This window comes from Streptomyces sp. NPDC085932 (genome assembly GCF_044540525.1).
GTDB lineage: Bacteria > Actinomycetota > Actinomycetes > Streptomycetales > Streptomycetaceae > Streptomyces > Streptomyces levis.
Map to the genome: position 1 here is coordinate 1224276 of NZ_JBITSJ010000001.1, position 16695 is coordinate 1240970.

16 protein-coding genes are annotated in these 16695 nt (G+C 73.5%); 9 read left to right on the forward strand and 7 right to left on the reverse strand.

All coding sequences use genetic code 11. The features are described 5' to 3' along the window. Positions 1-5: 5 nt before the first annotated feature. Genes ACIGAQ_RS04995 through ACIGAQ_RS05015 form a run of 5 tightly spaced genes read left to right on the forward strand, consistent with a single transcriptional unit; the run spans position 6 to position 4240 of the window. Complete coding sequence (locus ACIGAQ_RS04995) at positions 6-1349, forward strand: L-fuconate dehydratase (protein ID WP_399779215.1); 1344 nt, start codon at positions 6-8, stop codon at positions 1347-1349. Further along, on the forward strand, positions 1346-2101 hold the full coding sequence (locus ACIGAQ_RS05000) for an SDR family NAD(P)-dependent oxidoreductase (protein WP_399779217.1): 756 nt from the start codon (positions 1346-1348) through the stop codon (positions 2099-2101). Before ACIGAQ_RS04995 ends, ACIGAQ_RS05000 begins: the two co-directional genes overlap by 4 nt. Continuing rightward, on the forward strand, positions 2098-3096 hold the full coding sequence (locus tag ACIGAQ_RS05005; RefSeq protein ID WP_399779219.1) for an aldo/keto reductase: 999 nt from the start codon (positions 2098-2100) through the stop codon (positions 3094-3096). Before ACIGAQ_RS05000 ends, ACIGAQ_RS05005 begins: the two co-directional genes overlap by 4 nt. Further along, the gene (locus ACIGAQ_RS05010) at positions 3093-3410 is read left to right on the forward strand and encodes an L-rhamnose mutarotase (protein WP_399779221.1); all 318 of its coding nucleotides are present in this window, start codon (positions 3093-3095) and stop codon (positions 3408-3410) included. Before ACIGAQ_RS05005 ends, ACIGAQ_RS05010 begins: the two co-directional genes overlap by 4 nt. Next, positions 3407-4240 carry an amidohydrolase family protein gene (locus tag ACIGAQ_RS05015; RefSeq protein WP_399779223.1) on the forward strand — a complete coding sequence of 278 codons (834 nt, stop codon included), beginning with the start codon at positions 3407-3409 and terminating at the stop codon, positions 4238-4240. The genes ACIGAQ_RS05010 and ACIGAQ_RS05015 overlap by 4 nt, the downstream gene beginning before the upstream one ends. Here ACIGAQ_RS05015 and ACIGAQ_RS05020 read toward each other — a convergent pair. Beyond that, on the reverse strand, positions 4228-5649 hold the full coding sequence (locus ACIGAQ_RS05020; RefSeq protein ID WP_399779225.1) for a lipase maturation factor family protein: 1422 nt from the start codon (positions 5647-5649) through the stop codon (positions 4228-4230). The two genes, ACIGAQ_RS05015 and ACIGAQ_RS05020, sit on opposite strands and share 13 nt — an antisense overlap. Positions 5650-5727: 78 nt before the next feature. Between ACIGAQ_RS05020 and ACIGAQ_RS05025 the strand changes: the two genes are divergently transcribed. From ACIGAQ_RS05025 to ACIGAQ_RS05035, 3 genes are all read left to right on the forward strand, one after another. Beyond that, positions 5728-6879: a DUF6777 domain-containing protein gene (locus tag ACIGAQ_RS05025; RefSeq protein ID WP_399779227.1), complete on the forward strand. Its 1152-nt coding sequence runs from the start codon at positions 5728-5730 to the stop codon at positions 6877-6879. A gap of 76 nt (positions 6880-6955) precedes the next feature. Beyond that, the gene (locus ACIGAQ_RS05030) at positions 6956-9046 is read left to right on the forward strand and encodes a SpoIIE family protein phosphatase (protein ID WP_362285073.1); all 2091 of its coding nucleotides are present in this window, start codon (positions 6956-6958) and stop codon (positions 9044-9046) included. A 21-nt stretch (positions 9047-9067) separates the two neighbouring features. After that, on the forward strand, positions 9068-9931 hold the full coding sequence (locus ACIGAQ_RS05035; RefSeq protein WP_311688818.1) for a DNA-formamidopyrimidine glycosylase family protein: 864 nt from the start codon (positions 9068-9070) through the stop codon (positions 9929-9931). Between the two features lie 12 nt (positions 9932-9943). On the opposite strand, the gene ACIGAQ_RS05040 is transcribed toward ACIGAQ_RS05035, so the two are convergent. The 4 genes from ACIGAQ_RS05040 to ACIGAQ_RS05055 form a co-directional block, all read right to left on the reverse strand. Next, positions 9944-11125, reverse strand: coding sequence for a PP2C family protein-serine/threonine phosphatase (locus tag ACIGAQ_RS05040; protein ID WP_399779229.1), 1182 nt, complete (start codon positions 11123-11125; stop codon positions 9944-9946). Between the two features lie 112 nt (positions 11126-11237). Then, positions 11238-11891: a zf-HC2 domain-containing protein gene (locus ACIGAQ_RS05045; RefSeq protein WP_399779231.1), complete on the reverse strand. Its 654-nt coding sequence runs from the start codon at positions 11889-11891 to the stop codon at positions 11238-11240. A gap of 151 nt (positions 11892-12042) precedes the next feature. Continuing rightward, positions 12043-12555 (reverse strand): hypothetical protein, encoded by a 513-nt coding sequence (locus tag ACIGAQ_RS05050; RefSeq protein WP_362285068.1) that lies wholly within the window; start codon positions 12553-12555, stop codon positions 12043-12045. 151 nt (positions 12556-12706) lie between these two features. Continuing rightward, positions 12707-13252: a sigma-70 family RNA polymerase sigma factor gene (locus ACIGAQ_RS05055; RefSeq protein WP_311688811.1), complete on the reverse strand. Its 546-nt coding sequence runs from the start codon at positions 13250-13252 to the stop codon at positions 12707-12709. Between the two features lie 222 nt (positions 13253-13474). On the opposite strand from ACIGAQ_RS05055, the gene ACIGAQ_RS05060 reads away from it, so the two are divergent. Next, complete coding sequence (locus ACIGAQ_RS05060) at positions 13475-14629, forward strand: CapA family protein (RefSeq protein ID WP_311688809.1); 1155 nt, start codon at positions 13475-13477, stop codon at positions 14627-14629. Between the two features lie 4 nt (positions 14630-14633). Here the strand turns inward: ACIGAQ_RS05060 and ACIGAQ_RS05065 are convergent, their stop codons facing one another. Both ACIGAQ_RS05065 and ACIGAQ_RS05070 read right to left on the reverse strand, forming a co-directional pair. Continuing rightward, positions 14634-16064 carry an amino acid permease gene (locus tag ACIGAQ_RS05065; protein ID WP_399779233.1) on the reverse strand — a complete coding sequence of 477 codons (1431 nt, stop codon included), beginning with the start codon at positions 16062-16064 and terminating at the stop codon, positions 14634-14636. 109 nt (positions 16065-16173) lie between these two features. Next, a complete protein-coding gene (locus ACIGAQ_RS05070; protein ID WP_311688805.1) occupies positions 16174-16635 on the reverse strand; it encodes a universal stress protein in 462 nt (153 codons plus the stop codon). Positions 16636-16695 lie beyond the last annotated feature (60 nt).

Genomic DNA, 16695 nt, shown 5'->3' on the forward strand with positions numbered 1-16695 from the left:
CCTCCGTGTCCCCGACGCCCGCCCGCATCACCGCGGTCGACACCCACGACATCCGCTTCCCCACCTCGCGCGAGCTCGACGGCTCCGACGCGATGAACCCCGACCCCGACTACTCGGCGGCCTACGTCGTGCTGCGCACCGACGCGGCCGACGGGCACGAAGGGCACGGGTTCGCCTTCACGATCGGGCGGGGCAACGAGGTCCAGGTCGCCGCCATCGACGCGCTGCGCGGACACCTCCTCGGCCGCGACCTGGACGCGCTGTGCGCCGACCCCGCCACCCTCAACCGCGACCTGATCGGCGACAGCCAGCTGCGCTGGCTGGGACCCGAGAAGGGCGTGATGCACATGGCGATCGGCGCCGTCGTCAACGCCGTGTGGGACCTCGCCGCCAAGCGGGCCGGCCTGCCCCTGTGGCGGCTGCTCGCCGAGGCCGAACCGGAATGGCTCGTCGGCCAGATCGACTTCCGCTACCTCACCGACGCCCTCACCCCCGAGGAGGCCCTGGCCCTGCTCCGCCGGGGCCGGGAGGGCGCCGGGGAGCGCACCGCCCGGCTGCTGGAGCGCGGCTACCCGGCCTACACCACCTCGCCCGGCTGGCTCGGCTACGACGACGCCAAGCTGACCCGCCTCGCGGCCCGGGCCGTCGCCGACGGCTTCACCCAGATCAAACTCAAGGTCGGCGCCGACCTCGACGACGACATCCGCCGCTGCCGCGTGGCCCGTGCGGTCATCGGACCCACCGTGCGGATGGCCGTCGACGCCAACCAGCGCTGGGACGTCGACGAGGCGATCCGCTGGACGAAGGCCCTCGCCGCCTTCGACCCGTACTGGATCGAGGAACCCACCAGCCCCGACGACATCCTCGGCCACGCGGCGATCCGCCGGGCCGTCGCCCCCGTGAAGGTCGCCACCGGCGAGCACGTGCACAACCGCATCGTCTTCAAGCAGCTCCTCCAGGCCGGCGCGCTCGACGTCGTCCAGATCGACGCGGCCCGGGTCGGCGGTGTCCCGGAGAACCTCGCGATCCTGCTGCTCGCGGCCAAATTCGGGGTGCCGGTGTGCCCGCACGCCGGCGGGGTCGGCCTGTGCGAACTCGTCCAGCACCTGTCCATGTTCGACTACGTCGCCCTGACCGGCACGACCGAGGACCGCGTCATCGAATACGTCGACCATCTGCACGACCACTTCCTCGACCCGGTGGTGATCCGGCAGGGTCACTACACGGCACCCACCGCGCCGGGGTTCTCGGCCGCCCTGCGGCCCGAGGCGCTGGCGCGCTACACGTACCCGGGCGGCGAGTTCTGGGCCGCCGACCTCGCCGCGACGAAGAAGGGGCACGCCGCATGAGCGACTTCGAGGGCCTGCGGGCCCTGGTGACGGGAGGCGCCTCCGGCATCGGCCGGGCCACCGCCGAGCTGCTGGCCGAGCGCGGCGCACAGGTCGCCGTCCTCGACCGGGACCCGTCCACGGTCGGCAAGCCACTCCTCGGCCACCGCGCCGACGTCACCGACGACACCTCCGTGCGCGCGGCCGTCGCGGCGGCGGTCGCGGAACTCGGTGGGCTCGACGTCCTGGTGAACAACGCGGGCATCGGCGCCCAGGGCACCGTCGAGGACAATCCCGACGAGGAGTGGCACCGCGTCCACGACGTGAACGTCGTCGGCATGGTCCGCACCACCCGCGCCTGCCTGCCCCACCTGCGGGCCTCCGCGCACGCGGCGATCGTCAACACCTGCTCCGTCGCCGCCACCGCGGGCCTGCCGCAGCGCGCCCTGTACAGCGCCACCAAGGGCGCCGTGTACGCCCTGACCCTCGCCATGGCCGCCGACCACGTCCGCGAGGGCATCCGCGTCAACTGCGTGAACCCGGGCACGGTCGACACCCCCTGGGTCGGCCGCCTCCTGGACGCCGCCCTCGATCCGGCCGCCGAACGCGCCGCCCTGGAGGGCCGCCAGCCCACCGGCCGCCTGGTCTCCGCGGCCGAGGTGGCGGGCGCCGTCGCCTACCTGGCGAGCCCTCTGTCCGGCGCCACCACGGGCACCGCGCTCGCCGTCGACGGCGGCATGCAGGGCCTGCGGCTGCGCCCGGTGGCCCGGTGAACCGGCTCGGCGGCAGCGGCGTCGAGGTCAGCGCCCTGTCCTTCGGCGCCGCCGCCATCGCCAACCTGTACACCGAGGTCGGTGAGGAGCAGTCCCACGAGGCCGTGGAGGCCGCCTGGCAGCGGGGCATCCGCTACTTCGACACCGCCCCGCACTACGGCCTCGGCCTCTCCGAACGCCGGCTCGGCGCCGCCCTGCGCGACCACCCCCGCGAGGAGTACACGCTCTCCACCAAGGTGGGCCGCCGCCTCGAACCTGCCGACGGCACCGGCGACGACCTGGCGAACGGCTTCGCGGTGCCCGCCACCCACCGGCGGGTGTGGGACTTCGGCGCCGACGGCGTCCGCCGCACCCTGGAGGCCAGCCTGGAACGCCTCGGCCTGGACCGGGTCGACGTCGTCTACCTCCACGACCCCGACGAGCACGCCGAGGCGGCCTTCCGCGAGGGCTACCCGGCCCTGGAGAAGCTGCGCGCGGAAGGCGTGGTGGGCGCGATCGGCGCCGGGATGAACCAGTCCGCGATGCTCACCCGCTTCGTCCGCGACACCGACGTGGACGTGGTGCTCTGCGCCGGCCGCTACACCCTCCTCGACCAGAGCGCCCTCACCGACCTGCTGCCGGCGGCCCTGGAACGCGGCACGTCCGTGGTCATCGGCGGCGCCTTCAACTCCGGCCTGCTGGCCAACCCCGAGCCGGGCGCCCGCTACAACTACACCGCCGCCCCGTCCGACCTGGTCGAGCGCGCCCTGCGCCTGAAATCCGTCGCCGACCGGCACGGCACCACGCTGCGCGCCGTCGCCCTGGCCTTCTGCGCCGCCCACCCGGCCGTCGCGAGCGTCCTCGTCGGAGCCCGCTCGGCGCACGAAGTCCGGGACTGCGCCCACCAGTTCGCCGCCGAGGTGCCCGGCGCGGTGTGGCAGGACCTGCGCGCCGAGGGCCTTCTGCCCGCCGACGCCCCCGTCCCCGGCGAGGCGTCCCGTGAGGAGCCGTCATGAGAGTCGCCCTGCACACCAAGGTCCGCGCCGACCGCGTCGCCGCCTACGAGGCCGCCCACCGCGAGGTCCCCGAGGAACTCACCGACGCCATCCGCGCCGCGGGTGCCACGTCCTGGACCATCTGGCGCAGCGGCACGGACCTGTTCCACGTCCTGGAGTGCGCGGACTACGCCCTTCTCCTCGCCGAACTGGAGAAGCTGCCGGTCAACGTCGCCTGGCAGGCCCGCATGGCCCGGCTGCTCGACGTCGTCCACGACTACTCCGGCGAGGGCGCCCGCGCCGGCCTGCCCGTCGTGTGGGAGCTGCCCGCATGACGGTGACCGACGCCCATCATCACGTCTGGGACCTGTCCGTCCGCGACCAGGACTGGATCACCGGCCCCGAACTGCTGCCGCTGCGCCGTGACTTCACCCTGCAGGACCTCGAACCCGAGGCGAGGGCCGCCGGAGTGGGCCGCACGGTCCTCGTCCAGACGGTCACCGTGCCCGAGGAGACCCCGGAGTTCCTGGCCCTGGCCGAGCAGCACGACCTGATCGCGGGCGTCGTCGGCTGGACCGACCTCACCCGGCCCGACGTGGCCGCCGAACTCGCCCGCCTGCGCGAACTCCCCGGCGGCCGGTACCTCAAGGGCATCCGCCACCAGGTCCAGGGCGAAGCCGACCCCGGGTGGCTGCTGCGCCCGGACGTGCTGCGCGGACTGGCCGCCGTCGCCGACGCCGGACTGGTCTACGACCTCGTCGTCCTGCCCCACCAGCTGCCGGCCTGCGTGCGGGCGGCCGCCGCCCTGCCCGGCCTCACCTTCGTCCTGGACCACCTCGGCAAACCACCCGTCGCGACCGGCGCCCTCGAACCCTGGGCGTCCGGCCTGCGGGCCCTGGCCGCCCTGCCCAACACCGTCGCCAAGCTCTCCGGCCTGGCCACCGAGGCCGACCCCGCCTCCTGGACCGTCGAGGACCTGCGCCCGTACGCCGACGTCGCGCTGGAGGCGTTCGGGCCCGGCCGGCTGATGTACGGCTCGGACTGGCCGGTCTCCACCCTGGCCGGGACCTACGGCGGCATCCTCGACGCCACCCGCCGGCTGACCGGCCCGCGCGACCACGCGCAGATCCTCGACACCACCGCCGCCCGCGTCTACGGCCTGTGAACCGTCCCCGCCAGCCGCGTCGGCGGCAGGTACTCCCGCACGTAGGTCCGATCCCAGCAGGCGCCGGTCTCGCGCAGCTCACGCCAGGTCGTGCAGCGGTAGCGGAACAGCCGGGCGCGCACGAAGCGGGGCGGCTCGTCCGGCGGGAAGGGTGAGCGGCGCAGCAGCTTCAGCGTGTCCCGGTCGTTCTCCAGCAGCCGCTCCACCAGCCTGCCGAACCACGGGTCGGCGTAGGCGGGGGAGAGGGCGGCGAACCACATCAGCCAGTCCAGGCGCAGATGGTAGGGCGCGAACTGGCGCGGCCACCGCCGGGGATCACCGGGCTTGCCCTTGAACTCGTACTCCCGCCAGTCCGAGTCCGCCCGCGGCACCTCGTCCGTGGTGCCCTCGACCACGACCTCGTACCGCACCCGGCTCACGCTGCCGAACGCCCCGTAGGTGTTGACCAGGTGCAGCGGGTCGAAGGAGCGGTTCATCACCTGCTGGCGGGAGAGCATGTTGCGCACCGGCCGGAGGCTCAGGCCCGCCAGCAGCGCCGACACGGCGAGCACCAGCACGACGTACCAGAGCGGGGCGTCCGGCACGTCCGGCGCGTCGCCCGGGAAGCGCACCGCCGACAGCGCCAGCACGATCGTGATCCAGTTCAGCCAGGCGAAGTTGCCCGACAGCACCAGCCACAGCTGGGTGACGATCATCAGCGCGGCGGCCCCCGTCGCCACGGGCTGCGGGGTGAACAGCGCGAAGGGCACCACCAGTTGGGTGACGTGGTTCGCGGCCACCTCGACCCGGTGCAGGGGCCGGGGCAGGTGGTGGAAGAACCAGCTGAGCGGACCCGGCATCGGCTGGGTCTCGTGATGGTGGTCCAGGCAGGTGAGCCTGCGCCAGCACGCGTCGCCGCGCATCTTGATCAGTCCCGCGCCGAACTCCACCCGGAACAGGATCCACCGCAGCAGGAACAGCACCACGAGCGGCGGCGCCACCTCGCCGTTGCCGAGGAACACGGCGAGGAACCCGACCTCCAGCAGCAGCGACTCCCAGCCGAACGAGTACCAGGTCTGCCCGACGTTGACGATCGACAGGTACAGCACCCACGGCACCAGCCACAGCAGCATCCCGCCCCACAGCGGCAGCAGCGAGTCCAGCCCCGCCAGCAGCGCCGCCGACACCGCGCAGCCCGCCCAGGCGCACAGCGCGAAGAAGCGGTCCGAGTAGTGCAGCTGGAACAGGCTCGGCGCCCGCTTGAACGGCACCCGCTCGACGAACTCCGGCACCGGCAGCATGCCGCGCCGCCCGATCAGCGCCCGGAACTGCAGCGCCGCCGTCAGGAACGCCACCAGGTACACGGCGGCCAGCGCCCGCTGGAAGACCAGCCGGGTCAGCCAGTAGTCGGACGCGGTGAACCACTCCACGACGGTGCCCTCCTCCCCGTGACACGCCCGACGCCGGTGTCACGCTCCGCGTACCACCACTCCGGTTGCGTAACCCGAGTGAGCGCAGCAAACAATAGTGACGAACTGCCCGAAACGGGCCGACGTGAGCGGGAGGACGAGGTGCGGACACCCACCGGGGCCTTCACCACGGCCTGCGCGCTCACCGCGGCGCTCCTGCTCTCGGCGTGCGGCGCCGGCCGCGCCGGAGACGGCGAGGACACCGGGCCGGCGGCCGCGGTGCTCGTCCTCCAGGCGGCCGACGACCCGGGCCCGGACCCCTTCACGGACTCCACGGCGGTCCCGGCTCCCGCCCCGGCCCCGGCCGAACCCGCGCCGCGGACGGCGGGCGGTGCCGTCCGGGTCTCCACCGGCCCGCGCTCCCTCTCCGGCGCCACCCCCGGCCTCTACGGCGGCACCGAGCGGACCGGCAGCTGCGACATCGGCCGGCAGATCGGCCACCTCACCCGCGACCGCGCCGCGGGCCGTGCCTTCGCCCGGGTCGCGGGCGTCTCCCCGGAGGCCGTCCCGGACTACGTGCGGGCCCTCACCCCGGTCGTGCTGCGCGCCGACACCCGCGTCACCGGCCATGGTCACCGCGCCGGCCGGGTCGCCGGCTACCAGGCCGTCCTCCAGGCGGGCACGGCCGTCCTGGTCGACGACCGGGGCGTGCCCCGCCTCCGCTGCGCCTGCGGCAACCCCCTGCGCCCGCCGCTCGCCCTGCGCGGCACACCCGGCACCCGGGGCACGCCCTGGCCCGGCTACCGGCCCGGCGAGGCCGTCGTCGTGACCGCCGCCCCGCACGCCGTCACCGACTTCACGATCATCGACCTCGCCGACCGGACCTGGATCGAACGACGGCCCGGGCACGACGTGCGCCACGACCGGGCCCTGCCGCCGCCGGTGTGGGCGACCCGGCCCCCGGCACCGCCCACGCCCCCGCCCACGGACACCCCCCGCACGCCCCCGGAAGGGGACCCGGCCGGTGACGCCGCCCCGCCCCCGGCCCCCGACGCCGTACCGCCCCCCGGCGAACCGGCGCCCCGGGACGCCGCCGCGGACCAGGAGCCGGAAGACCTCGGCGAACCGGACGAGGTCGGCCCCGCTGCCGTGCCCGACGGGCCCGACGTGCCGGACGGGGCCGGGCTGATTCCCGACGAACCGGCCGACGACAGCATCTTCGGCAGCCCCACGGACGTCTTCGGCGACTGAGGGCCCGTCGCGCGAGCGGCCCGTACACTCGGCACATCCGGTCGAAGAATCGGACGAACCCTGGCAAGGTGGGCCCATGGCTGATCAGGGAGCGAGCGCCGCCCTGTCACTCCCGGACGACTGGCCCGCCCACCCGGATCCGATCCTCGCGCTCAACCGGATGGGCAGCTTCGACTGGGACCTGGACACCGGCCTGATGCAGATGGACGCGCAGGCCCACGAGGTCTTCGACGTGCGCCCCGACGAGTACGACGACCACCCCGAGAGCCTCTCCGGGCGCGTCCCGCCCGGCGAGGCCCGGCGCCTGGACACCGCGGTCTCCCAGGCCCTGAAGGACGGCAGCGAGAACTACGGCGCCTACTTCCGCATCCGCCGCCGCGACGGCAGCCTGCGCTGGACGCACACCCAGGGCTACATCCGGCGCGACGAGACCGGCCGCCCCCGCCGCATCATCGGCATCGTCCGGGACGCCACCCGCGAGCTCGGCGAGAGCGACGCCCGCCGCGACCAGGCCGACCGGGACGAGGCCCGCCGGGAACAGACCAGCGTCGTCGAACTCACCACGGCCGCCCTCGCCCACGCCCGCACCGTCCAGGACGTCATCGACGTCCTCAAGGACACCCACGGCCTCATCCACCTGGGCGCCACCAGCCTCGTCATGGGCCTGGTCGAGGCCGGCCGCATCCGCCTGGTCGCCGAGGGACCCGAGGACGCGTTCGTGCCCGGCACCCGCGTCACCCGCATCGACGAGCCCTACCCGATGAGCGAGGCCGTGCGGACCCTCGGCCCCTGCTTCATCGAATCGCCCGAGGAGTTCGCCGAGCGCTACCCGATCCTGTGGCCCCACATCACCGGTCTGAACATCACCTCGGCCGCCTACCTGCCGCTCATCGTCCAGGCCCGCCCGATCGGCGCGATGGGCCTGCTCTACAGCGACCGGCACGGCTTCACCACCGAGGAGCGCAACATCCTCGTCGCCCTCGGCAGCAGCATCGCGCAGAGTCTGCAACGGGCCATGTTCTACGAGCAGGAGATGGACCTCGCCCAAGGGCTGCAGCAGGCGATGCTGCCGCGGACCATCCCCAGCGTGCCCGGCGCCGACGTCGCCGTGCGCTACCGGGCGGCCACCATCGGCGGCTCGGTCGGCCGGGACATCGGCGGCGACTGGTACGACCTGATCCCGCTGCCCGGCGGCCGGGTCGGCGCCGTCATCGGCGACGTCCAGGGCCACGACACGCACGCCGCCGCCGTCATGGGCCAGCTGCGCATCGTGCTGCGCGCCTACGCCGCCGAAGGCCACCCGCCGGCCACCGTGATGGCCCGCGCCTCGGTCTTCCTGCACGAACTCGACACGGACCGCTCCGCCACCTGCCTCTACGCGGAGGCCGACCTGTCCACCGGCGTGCTGCAGGTGGTCCGCGCCGGGCACATCGACCCGCTCGTCCGGCTCACCGACGGCTCCTGCCGCCGGATCGGCGTCCCGGGCGGCCTGCCGCTCGGCCTGTCCGCCGAGTTCGGCCGCCTCGACTACCCCGTCGGCACGGTGGAACTCGACCCGGGCGACACCCTGCTGCTGTGCACCGACGGCCTGGTCGAGCAGCCCGGCGCCGACCTCGACGACGGGATGCGCACCCTCACCGCCCTCGTCGCCACCGGCCCCGAGGACGTGCGGGACCTCGCCGACCGGCTCATCGACGTGGCCGCCGAACGCGGCGGCGACGACGACGTCGCCCTGCTCCTGCTGCGCCGGCGCGGCCCCGAGGGCCCGCACGCCGGCCGCCGCCTCCAGCGCCAGGTGGCGCCCGGTGACCCGGCCGCCCTCTCCGAGGCCCGGCACATGATCCGCACCGCGGTCGCCGCCTGGGGTGCCGGGGACCGCGCCGACGAGATCGAGCTGGTCGCCGACGAGCTGATCACCAACGCCCTGATGCACACCGAGGGCTCGGCGACCCTCACCCTGCGGGTCCTCACCGGCTCCGACCGCCGGCTGCGCGTCGAGGTCGAGGACTCCTCCAGCGCGCTGCCCCGCCGCCGCGAGGCGGGCGACTCGGGTGTCTCCGGACGGGGCCTGCTGCTCGTCGAGCTGCTCACCGACGTGTGGGGCGTGGAGGCCCGGGGCGGCGGCAAGGCCGTCTGGTGCGAGTTCGTGGTGCCGGACCACGACTGACCCACGTGGCACTCTGGACCTATGCCGGAACTCCCCGAGGTCGAGGCGCTCAAGGACTTCCTGACCGAGCACCTGGTCGGCCACGAGATCGTGCGGGTGCTGCCCGTCGCCATCAGCGTCCTGAAGACGTACCAGCCGCCGCTGTCCGCGCTGGAGGGCCACGAGGTCACCGCCGTGCGCCGGCACGGCAAGTTCCTGGACCTGGCCACCGCGGACGGACCGCACCTGGTGACGCACCTGGCCCGCGCGGGCTGGCTGCACTGGAAGGACCGCCTCCCCGACGGCCCGCCCCGCCCCGGCAAGGGCCCGCTGGCCCTGCGCGTGGCCCTGGAGACGGGTGCCGGCTTCGACCTCACCGAGGCCGGCACGCAGAAGCGCCTCGCGGTGTACGTCGTGGGGGATCCGCAGGAGGTGCCGGGCGTGGCCCGGCTCGGCCCGGACCCGCTCGCCGACGACTTCGACGAGCGGCGCCTGGCGGACCTCCTGGCCGGTGAACGGCGGCAGCTCAAGGGCGCCCTGCGCGACCAGGGCCTGATCGCGGGCGTCGGCAACGCCTACAGCGACGAGATCCTGCACGCGGCGAGGATGTCGCCCTTCAAACTGGCCGCGTCGCTGAGCGAGGAGGAGACGGGGCGGCTGTACGCGGCCCTGCGCGAGACGCTCACCGAGGCCGTCGAGCGTTCCCGGGGCGTGGCCGCCGGTCGGCTGAAGGCCGAGAAGAAGAGCGGCCTGCGCGTGCACGGCCGCACCGGCGAGCCCTGTCCGGTGTGCGGGGACACCATCCGCGAGGTGTCCTTCAGCGACTCCTCGCTGCAGTACTGCCCGACCTGCCAGACGGGCGGCAAGCCGCTGGCCGACCGCAGGATGTCCCGCCTGCTGAAGTGACCGGCCCGGCCCTCACCGGGAGGGCGGGTTCCACTCGAACATCAGGATGGTCGCGTCGTCCCGCAGCCGGCTGGTGGGCGAGTCCAGGATGGAGTGGATGAGCCGCCGCAGGGTCTCGGACGCCAGCTCGCCCGCCGCCGTGGCCCGGATGACGAAGTCGGCGAACTGTTCGAGGCCGAACTCGCCGCCGTCGCTGCCCCGGGCCTCGGTCACCCCGTCCGTGTACATCAGCACCCGGTCGCCGGGCTTCAGGGCGATCTCGTGCGTCTGCCGGGTGCGCCCGGCGAGCAGCGACGGCAGGCCCATCGGCGGATCCGCCTCGCGCCGCATGGCGTCCACGTGCAGCCGCTCCTCGCGGATGAGCAGCGGGGTGGGATGCCCGCAGTTGCACCAGCGCAGCATCCCGGAGGCCAGGTCCAGCTGGGCCAGCACACCGGTGCAGAACTGGTCGGGCAGCCAGCGCGCCAGCGCGTCGTCGACGCACTCCACCAGCTCGGGCAGATCCGCGCCGGTGCGCCGGGCGTTGCGGCACGCGGCCAGCGACACGGCCGTGGTGAGCCCGGAGGCCAGGTCGTGTCCCATGGCGTCCAGGACGGTGGCGTGCAGGGTCGTCTCCGTCAGGGCGTGGTCGAAGGCGTCGCCGCCGATCTCGTAGGCCGGTTCCAGCACGGCCGTGGAGACCACGTGGGCGGTGCCGATGGTGCGGGGCGGCAGGAAGGCCCGCAGCATCTCGGCGGGCAGCCGCATCGGTTCCGTGCGGGTACGCCGGACGAAGGAGTCCTTGTACGCGCGCCTGGACGTGATCGTCATGGCGAGCAGGGTGGCCAGGGCCCGGGCGCGGCGCAGCACGACCGGGGTCAGCGACGGGGAGAGCACGGCCAGCACGCCGAGCCGCTCCGCGCCGTCCACCAGGGGGATCCACGCCGTCATGCCGCCCGACTCGGACTCCTCCACCCGCAGGGACTGGGTGCGGTACGTCCAGCCGGCGAGCGAGCCGTCCACGGGCAGCGGCGGGGTGACGTCGGTGAGGGGCACCAGGCGGCGCTGCTGGATGTCGGCGAGGTACACCACGGAGTGCTGCAGTCCCAGGGCCTTGGTGCAGCGGGCGACGGTGGTGGTCAGATCCAGCGCGGCGTTCGCCGGGTCGGCGAGGAACTCCTCCAGACGGTCGTCACCGGTCTCTGCCGTCGTCACCTTCTCTCCCCTCGCCGGGACCGCGGGCACCCCGGGAGGGCTCCCGGAGGGCGTCGTCAGCAGTCTCACACCGGGGCGCCCGGGCCGCCCGGCGACCGGGGCGGACGGATGGTCAGCTCGCTTCGAGCCGTGCCAGGACCTCTCCGGTCGCGGAGCGGATCTCGAAGCGGGCGATGTCGTCGGGGTGCAGGGAGGAACTGGTCATCATCGTGTGCGGCTCGGTGTCGTGGCCGGGCCCGTGCCAGCTGGTGGCGATCTCCTCGGTGCCGTCCCGGCCGACGATGACCAGGTGGCAGGCGCGCCCGTCGGAGGCGTCCTTCACGCGCAGCTCGACCTGACTGCCCGAGGCCTCGTCCGCCGTGGTGACCTGGGCCCACACCCCGGTGCGCACATCGGTCGCCGCGACCGTCCGGGCCGTGTCGCCGCCGCTCTCGGCCATCACCGCGACCCCGGGCACCGACACCGCGAGCACGACGGAGGCGGCCAGCGCGAACACCATGCGCCGGCGGCCGGCCCGGCGCCGGGTCGCCACCTCGGCCAGCAGCCGGTCCAGCAGGCGCGGGCCGGGCTGGACCACCGGGTTCACCAGCCGCGGCGTCGCCCGCCGGTACAGCATCAACTGCCGTGTCGTCTGGCCGAATTCCGTCACCTCTGCAGCGCACTTGGGGCACTCCATGAGGTGGTCCTCGAAGCGGAAGGCCTCCGCCTCGTCCAGCACGCCGAGCGCGTAGGCGCCGACGTCGCGATGCCTTTCCAGGGACCTCATGCCGAATCCTCGTGCCGTTGGGTGCGGGTGGGGTTACTCCTTGCTCCCACCGGTACGGACCAGGCAGCGGAATCACTCAAGCCGGTGACACAATCGCAACCAAAGGATTCGGAGCCCTCCGCCCCCCGGATTGGTCCGGGGCCGCGGAAATCTAGAAAAGATGGATCGCGAGGTGTCCCAGGGGCAGTCCGAGCTGCCAGGCGGGCGTCCAGACCTTCGGCCCCTCGTCCTCCCCGACCACCGGAGCGCCGCCCGGTACCGCGTTCAGATCGGGCGCGAGCAGCTCCGTCTCCTGCAGCCAGCGCCAGGCCTCCTCGGCGAGCTCCAGGTCCGGCGCGGCCCGGCCCGACGCGGCGGCATCGGCGGCCAGCTCCGCCAGCCGCTCGCCCACCCACTCCTGCCACGGCTGGTCGTACGCGGTCAGCGACAGCCACGTCTCCAGCTGGGTGACCACCCGGATGCCCGACAGCTCCCCGTCGGTGTCGGAGAGGAAGATGGTCAGCGCCAGGGCGTCGCGCCCCGCGCGGAACTCGAAGGACGTCGGCGGCATCAGATCGCCGGTCCGCAGCAGCTCGTCCGCGATGTACTCCGCGTACAACCACGCCATGGGGACGGTCAGTTCGCCGTCCGAACCATCCGTGCTCTCGTGACCTCTGTGCAGCATCCCTTCCTGCCTTCCTCCGGTACGTGCGCGTCGGCCGACACCGGGTCCCGGGGCGTTGTCGGCCCCATCCGGAACACGGATAGGAACACCCGATTACTCAACCGGGGTCCTCAGCAAGGCGCTTTACGGAGGTTTGACTCGGCCGTGGGTTTCACCGCAGGTCGGCTGCGTAACCCGGTAGCACCCGGCGCAGGGCGCGCAGCGCGTAGTACGCGCGGGACTTCACGGTACCGGGCGGGATCCCGAGGGTCGCCGCGGCTTCCGCCACACTCGCCCCCTGGAAGTACACGAGCACCAGGACTTCACGGTGCTCCGGAGTGAGTGTCTTCACAGCCCGGCGCACGTCGAGCGTCGCCGCGGCCCGCTCGGCGTGGTCGGAACTGACCCGCGCGTTCTCCAGCACCGCGTCGCCGACCTCGGGCGGACGGGCCTGCCGGGCGCGCCGGGCGTCGATCGCCAGTCGCCGCCCGACGGTCATCAGCCAGGGCCGTACCGAGTCGAAGTCGTCGGCGCGCAGGGCCTCGGGGTGCTGCCAGGCGCGCACCAGGGTCTCCTGGACCAGGTCCTCCGCGCGCTGCCGGTCTCCGTCGCACAGGCGCAGCAGGAGCGCGAAGAGGGGCCGGCCGTGCTCCCGCTGCAGTGCGGCGAGCTCGTGCTCGGCGGTCGTGCCGTTCGTGAGAGTGGATCCGGCCGTCATGGCCGTATGCCACCGCAGGGTGCCGCCGGGGCACAGGGCACGTACCCGGCTGTGCGGCGGACGGTCGATCGCGTCGACGAACGGTTCGACGAACGGTCGGGGCGCTCCACCGGGCGGGTGCCGGTCGGGCCGATGAGCGTGTCGGAGCCACGTGGGGCGCTCCGAGCCTTCTTTCCTATTTGTGTGTAAATACGACCACAACGCCCACCGTGGGGTGAATGGATGATCGCACGCAGTCGACAGGTGGCCCTGGCCCTCACCGTCGTCCTCGCCGCAGGCGCCGCCTGCCAGGCCCGCAGCCACGAACCGCCCGGCCCCGGCCGCCCGGCACCCTCCGCCGCCGGGCCCCGCGGCTTCACACTCGTCGCCTCCGGCGACGTCCTCCCGCACGACACGATCATCGACCGGGCCCGGTTCGACGCCGGCGGCACCGGCTACGACTTCCGGCCCATGCTCGACGGGATCCGCCCCGTCGTCTCCGGCGCCGACCTCGCCCTGTGCCACATGGAGACCGTCTACGGCGCCGACGGCGACTACAGCGGCTACCCCACCTTCAAGTCCCCGCCGGAGATCGCCCGGGCCCTCGCCGCCACCGGCTACGACGGCTGCTCCACCGCCTCAAACCACACCCTCGACGACGGCGCCGACGGCATCCGCCGCACCCTCGACGCCCTCGACCGGGCGGGCGTACGGCACGCCGGCTCGGCCCGCAGCGAGGAGGAGGCCCGCACCGTGACGGTCCTCCAGGCGGGCCCGGCGAAGATCGCCCACCTCGCCTACACCTACGACACCAACGGCATCCCGTTCCCCGAGGGGCAGCCCTGGGCCGTCAACCTCATCGACGAGGCCCGGATCCTCGCCGACGCCCGGGCCGCGCGCGGCGCCGGCGCCGACGTGGTCGTCGTCTCGATGCACTGGGGCACCGAATGGCAGGACGCCCCCGACGAACGGCAGCTGTCCCTGGCCCGCGGCCTCACCGCCGCCCGCACGGGGGGCCGCCCGGACATCGACCTGATCCTGGGCACCCACGCCCACGTCCCACAGGCCTACGAGAAGGTCAACGGCACCTGGGTGATCTACGGCATGGGCGACCAGATCGCCGGTCTGATGACCAATCCCGAGGGCGACAAGGACCCGCGCGGCAACCAGTCCACCCTCGGCCGCTTCACCTTCGCCCCGCCCGCCCGGCCGGGCGGCCGCTGGGAGGTGACCAGGGCCGAGTTCGTCCCGCAGCTGTTCGACGTCGACGCCGGCCGGGTCGTCGACCTCAACCGGGCCCTGGCCCAGGGCGCCGACGTCCGGGCCGTGCGCGACCGCATCCGCGACGTCGTCCTCAGCCGGGGCGCCGCCGAGGACGGGCTCGTCATGGGGGGCTAGTGCCTCAGTCCGTCCGCTCCGGCCGGCGCCCGGCCAGCTTCGAGTGCCGGTAGGAGTAGGCGAAGTACACGACGAGCCCCAACGCGAACCAGACGGCGAACCGCGCCCAGGTCTGCCACTGCAGGAACGTGATCAGCCAGATGGAGAACACGATCCCGACCGCGGGCACCACCGGCATCCACGGCGTGCGGAAGGTGCGCGGCAGGTCCGGCCGCCGGTAGCGCAGCACGATCACCGCCGCGCACACCACGACGAACGCCAGCAGGATGCCGATGTTCGTCAGCTCGGCCGCCTCGCCGATCGGCAGGAACCCGGCGATCACCGCCGAGGCCACCCCCACGATCCAGGTGACCCGCGTCGGCACGTGTCGCGTCGGATGGGTCTTCGCGAACCAGGTGGGCAGCAGTCCGTCCCGGGACATCGAGAACCACACCCGCGTCACGCCCAGCATGAACGTGAACATGACGGTGAGGATGCCGATGATGGCGCCGACCGCGATCACGTCCGCCAGGCCGCTCAGCCCCACCGCCTTGAACGCCGTGGAGAACCCGCTCTCCGGGTCGATGTCCTTGTAGTCCTGCATGCCCGTGAGGACCAGACAGGCCGCCACGTACAGCACCATCGAGACGACCAGCGAGTAGATGATCGCCTTGGGCATGTGGCGCTGCGCGTCCTTGGACTCCTCGGCCGCCGTCGACATGGCGTCGTAGCCGAACACCGCGAAGAACACCGTCGCCGCGCCCGTGAACGCCCCGCCGACCCCGTACGGGAAGAAGGGGTCGTAGTGCGCCGTGTCGATGTGGAGCACGCCCACGGCGATCACCAGCAGCACCACCAGGACCTTGAGGATCACCACGACCGTCTCGAAACGGGCCGCGTTGCGGATCCCGAGGGTCAGCAGATACGCGATCAGCAGGCAGAGCAGCGCCGCGAACAGGTCGACCCGGTGCCCGTCGCCCGTGCCGGGCGCGCCCAGCATCCAGGCCGGCAGATCGGCGCCCGTCTCGCCCACCAGGAAGCTGAAGTAGCCCGAGATGCCGATGGCGACCACCGCCACGATCGCCGTGTACTCCAGCAGCAGGTCCCAGCCGATGAACCAGCCGGCCAGCTCGCCCAGCACCGCGTAGCCGTAGGTGTAGGCGGAGCCCGCCTTCGGGATGAGCCCCGCGAACTCGGCGTAGGACAGGGCGGCCGCCGCGGAGGCGACCCCCGCGATCAGGAACGAGACGAGCACCGCCGGGCCCGCCGTGCCGTTGGCCACCGTGCCGGCCAGGGTGAAGATGCCCGCGCCGATGATGCCGCCGACGCCGATGGCGGTCAGCTGCCACAACCCCAGGGACCGCTCCAGCCGGGTCCCCTCGCCCGTTTCCGTCTCGTCGATCCGCTCGATGGGTTTGCGGCGGAGAATCCCTTCGCCCATCCGGAGCCCGGCCATGCGCCTCACCTCTTCACGAGTGGCAAACGGCTGACAGCGGATCATGATGACCCAGGCCACCGCCCGGCGGAAGACACCACGCAGGGATCGAGCGGAACCGCGCGACGCCCTACGGCACCACCGTCACCGGCCACCGCCCGGCCTTCACCAGCCGCACCGCCACCGACCCGACGATCCGGTGTCCCGCCTGCTCCGAGGCGCCCACGACCACCGCGTCCGCCTTGAGTTCGTCGGCCGCCTTCACCAGGCCGTTGTACGGGTCGCCGCGGAACGTGTGGAACTCCCAGCGGACCTCGAATATCCCCTTGAGCCGCTCCGCCGCCTCGCGGATCTGCGCCACCAGGTCCTCGGCGATCGCGTCGGTCGTCCCGGCCACCGGCGCCCCCAGCGCCGCCCCCGCCGCCAGCACGGGCTGGACGTACACCACCGCGAGCAGCGCGCGCTGCCGCCGGGCCAGCCCCCCGGCGTAGGCCGCGGCCCGCAGGGAGGAGTCGGAGCCGTCCACCCCGACCACGATCACCTTGGGCCCGTCCGTGCCCCGTTCGAACTGAGGGGAGTGCTGTTCGGTCACGCCGTGAGGCTATCGGAGGCCGCGGGTCCGGCCGTCCGGAGGGAGGTTCGAGGGGCGAGA

Bases quoted from the DNA above. Each gene is read 5' to 3' on its own strand.
- ACIGAQ_RS05000 (WP_399779217.1), top strand. From the start codon at position 1,346: ATGAGCGACTTCGAGGGCCTGCGGGCCCTGGTGACGGGAGGCGCCTCC.
- ACIGAQ_RS05010 (WP_399779221.1), top strand. From the start codon at position 3,093: ATGAGAGTCGCCCTGCACACCAAGGTCCGCGCCGACCGCGTCGCCGCC.
- ACIGAQ_RS05015 (WP_399779223.1), top strand. From the start codon at position 3,407: ATGACGGTGACCGACGCCCATCATCACGTCTGGGACCTGTCCGTCCGC.
- ACIGAQ_RS05030 (WP_362285073.1), top strand. From the start codon at position 6,956: ATGGCTGATCAGGGAGCGAGCGCCGCCCTGTCACTCCCGGACGACTGG.
- ACIGAQ_RS05035 (WP_311688818.1), top strand. From the start codon at position 9,068: ATGCCGGAACTCCCCGAGGTCGAGGCGCTCAAGGACTTCCTGACCGAG.
- ACIGAQ_RS05045 (WP_399779231.1), bottom strand. From the start codon at position 11,891: ATGAGGTCCCTGGAAAGGCATCGCGACGTCGGCGCCTACGCGCTCGGC.
- ACIGAQ_RS05050 (WP_362285068.1), bottom strand. From the start codon at position 12,555: ATGCTGCACAGAGGTCACGAGAGCACGGATGGTTCGGACGGCGAACTG.
- ACIGAQ_RS05055 (WP_311688811.1), bottom strand. From the start codon at position 13,252: ATGACGGCCGGATCCACTCTCACGAACGGCACGACCGCCGAGCACGAG.
- ACIGAQ_RS05060 (WP_311688809.1), top strand. From the start codon at position 13,475: ATGATCGCACGCAGTCGACAGGTGGCCCTGGCCCTCACCGTCGTCCTC.
- ACIGAQ_RS05065 (WP_399779233.1), bottom strand. From the start codon at position 16,064: ATGGCCGGGCTCCGGATGGGCGAAGGGATTCTCCGCCGCAAACCCATC.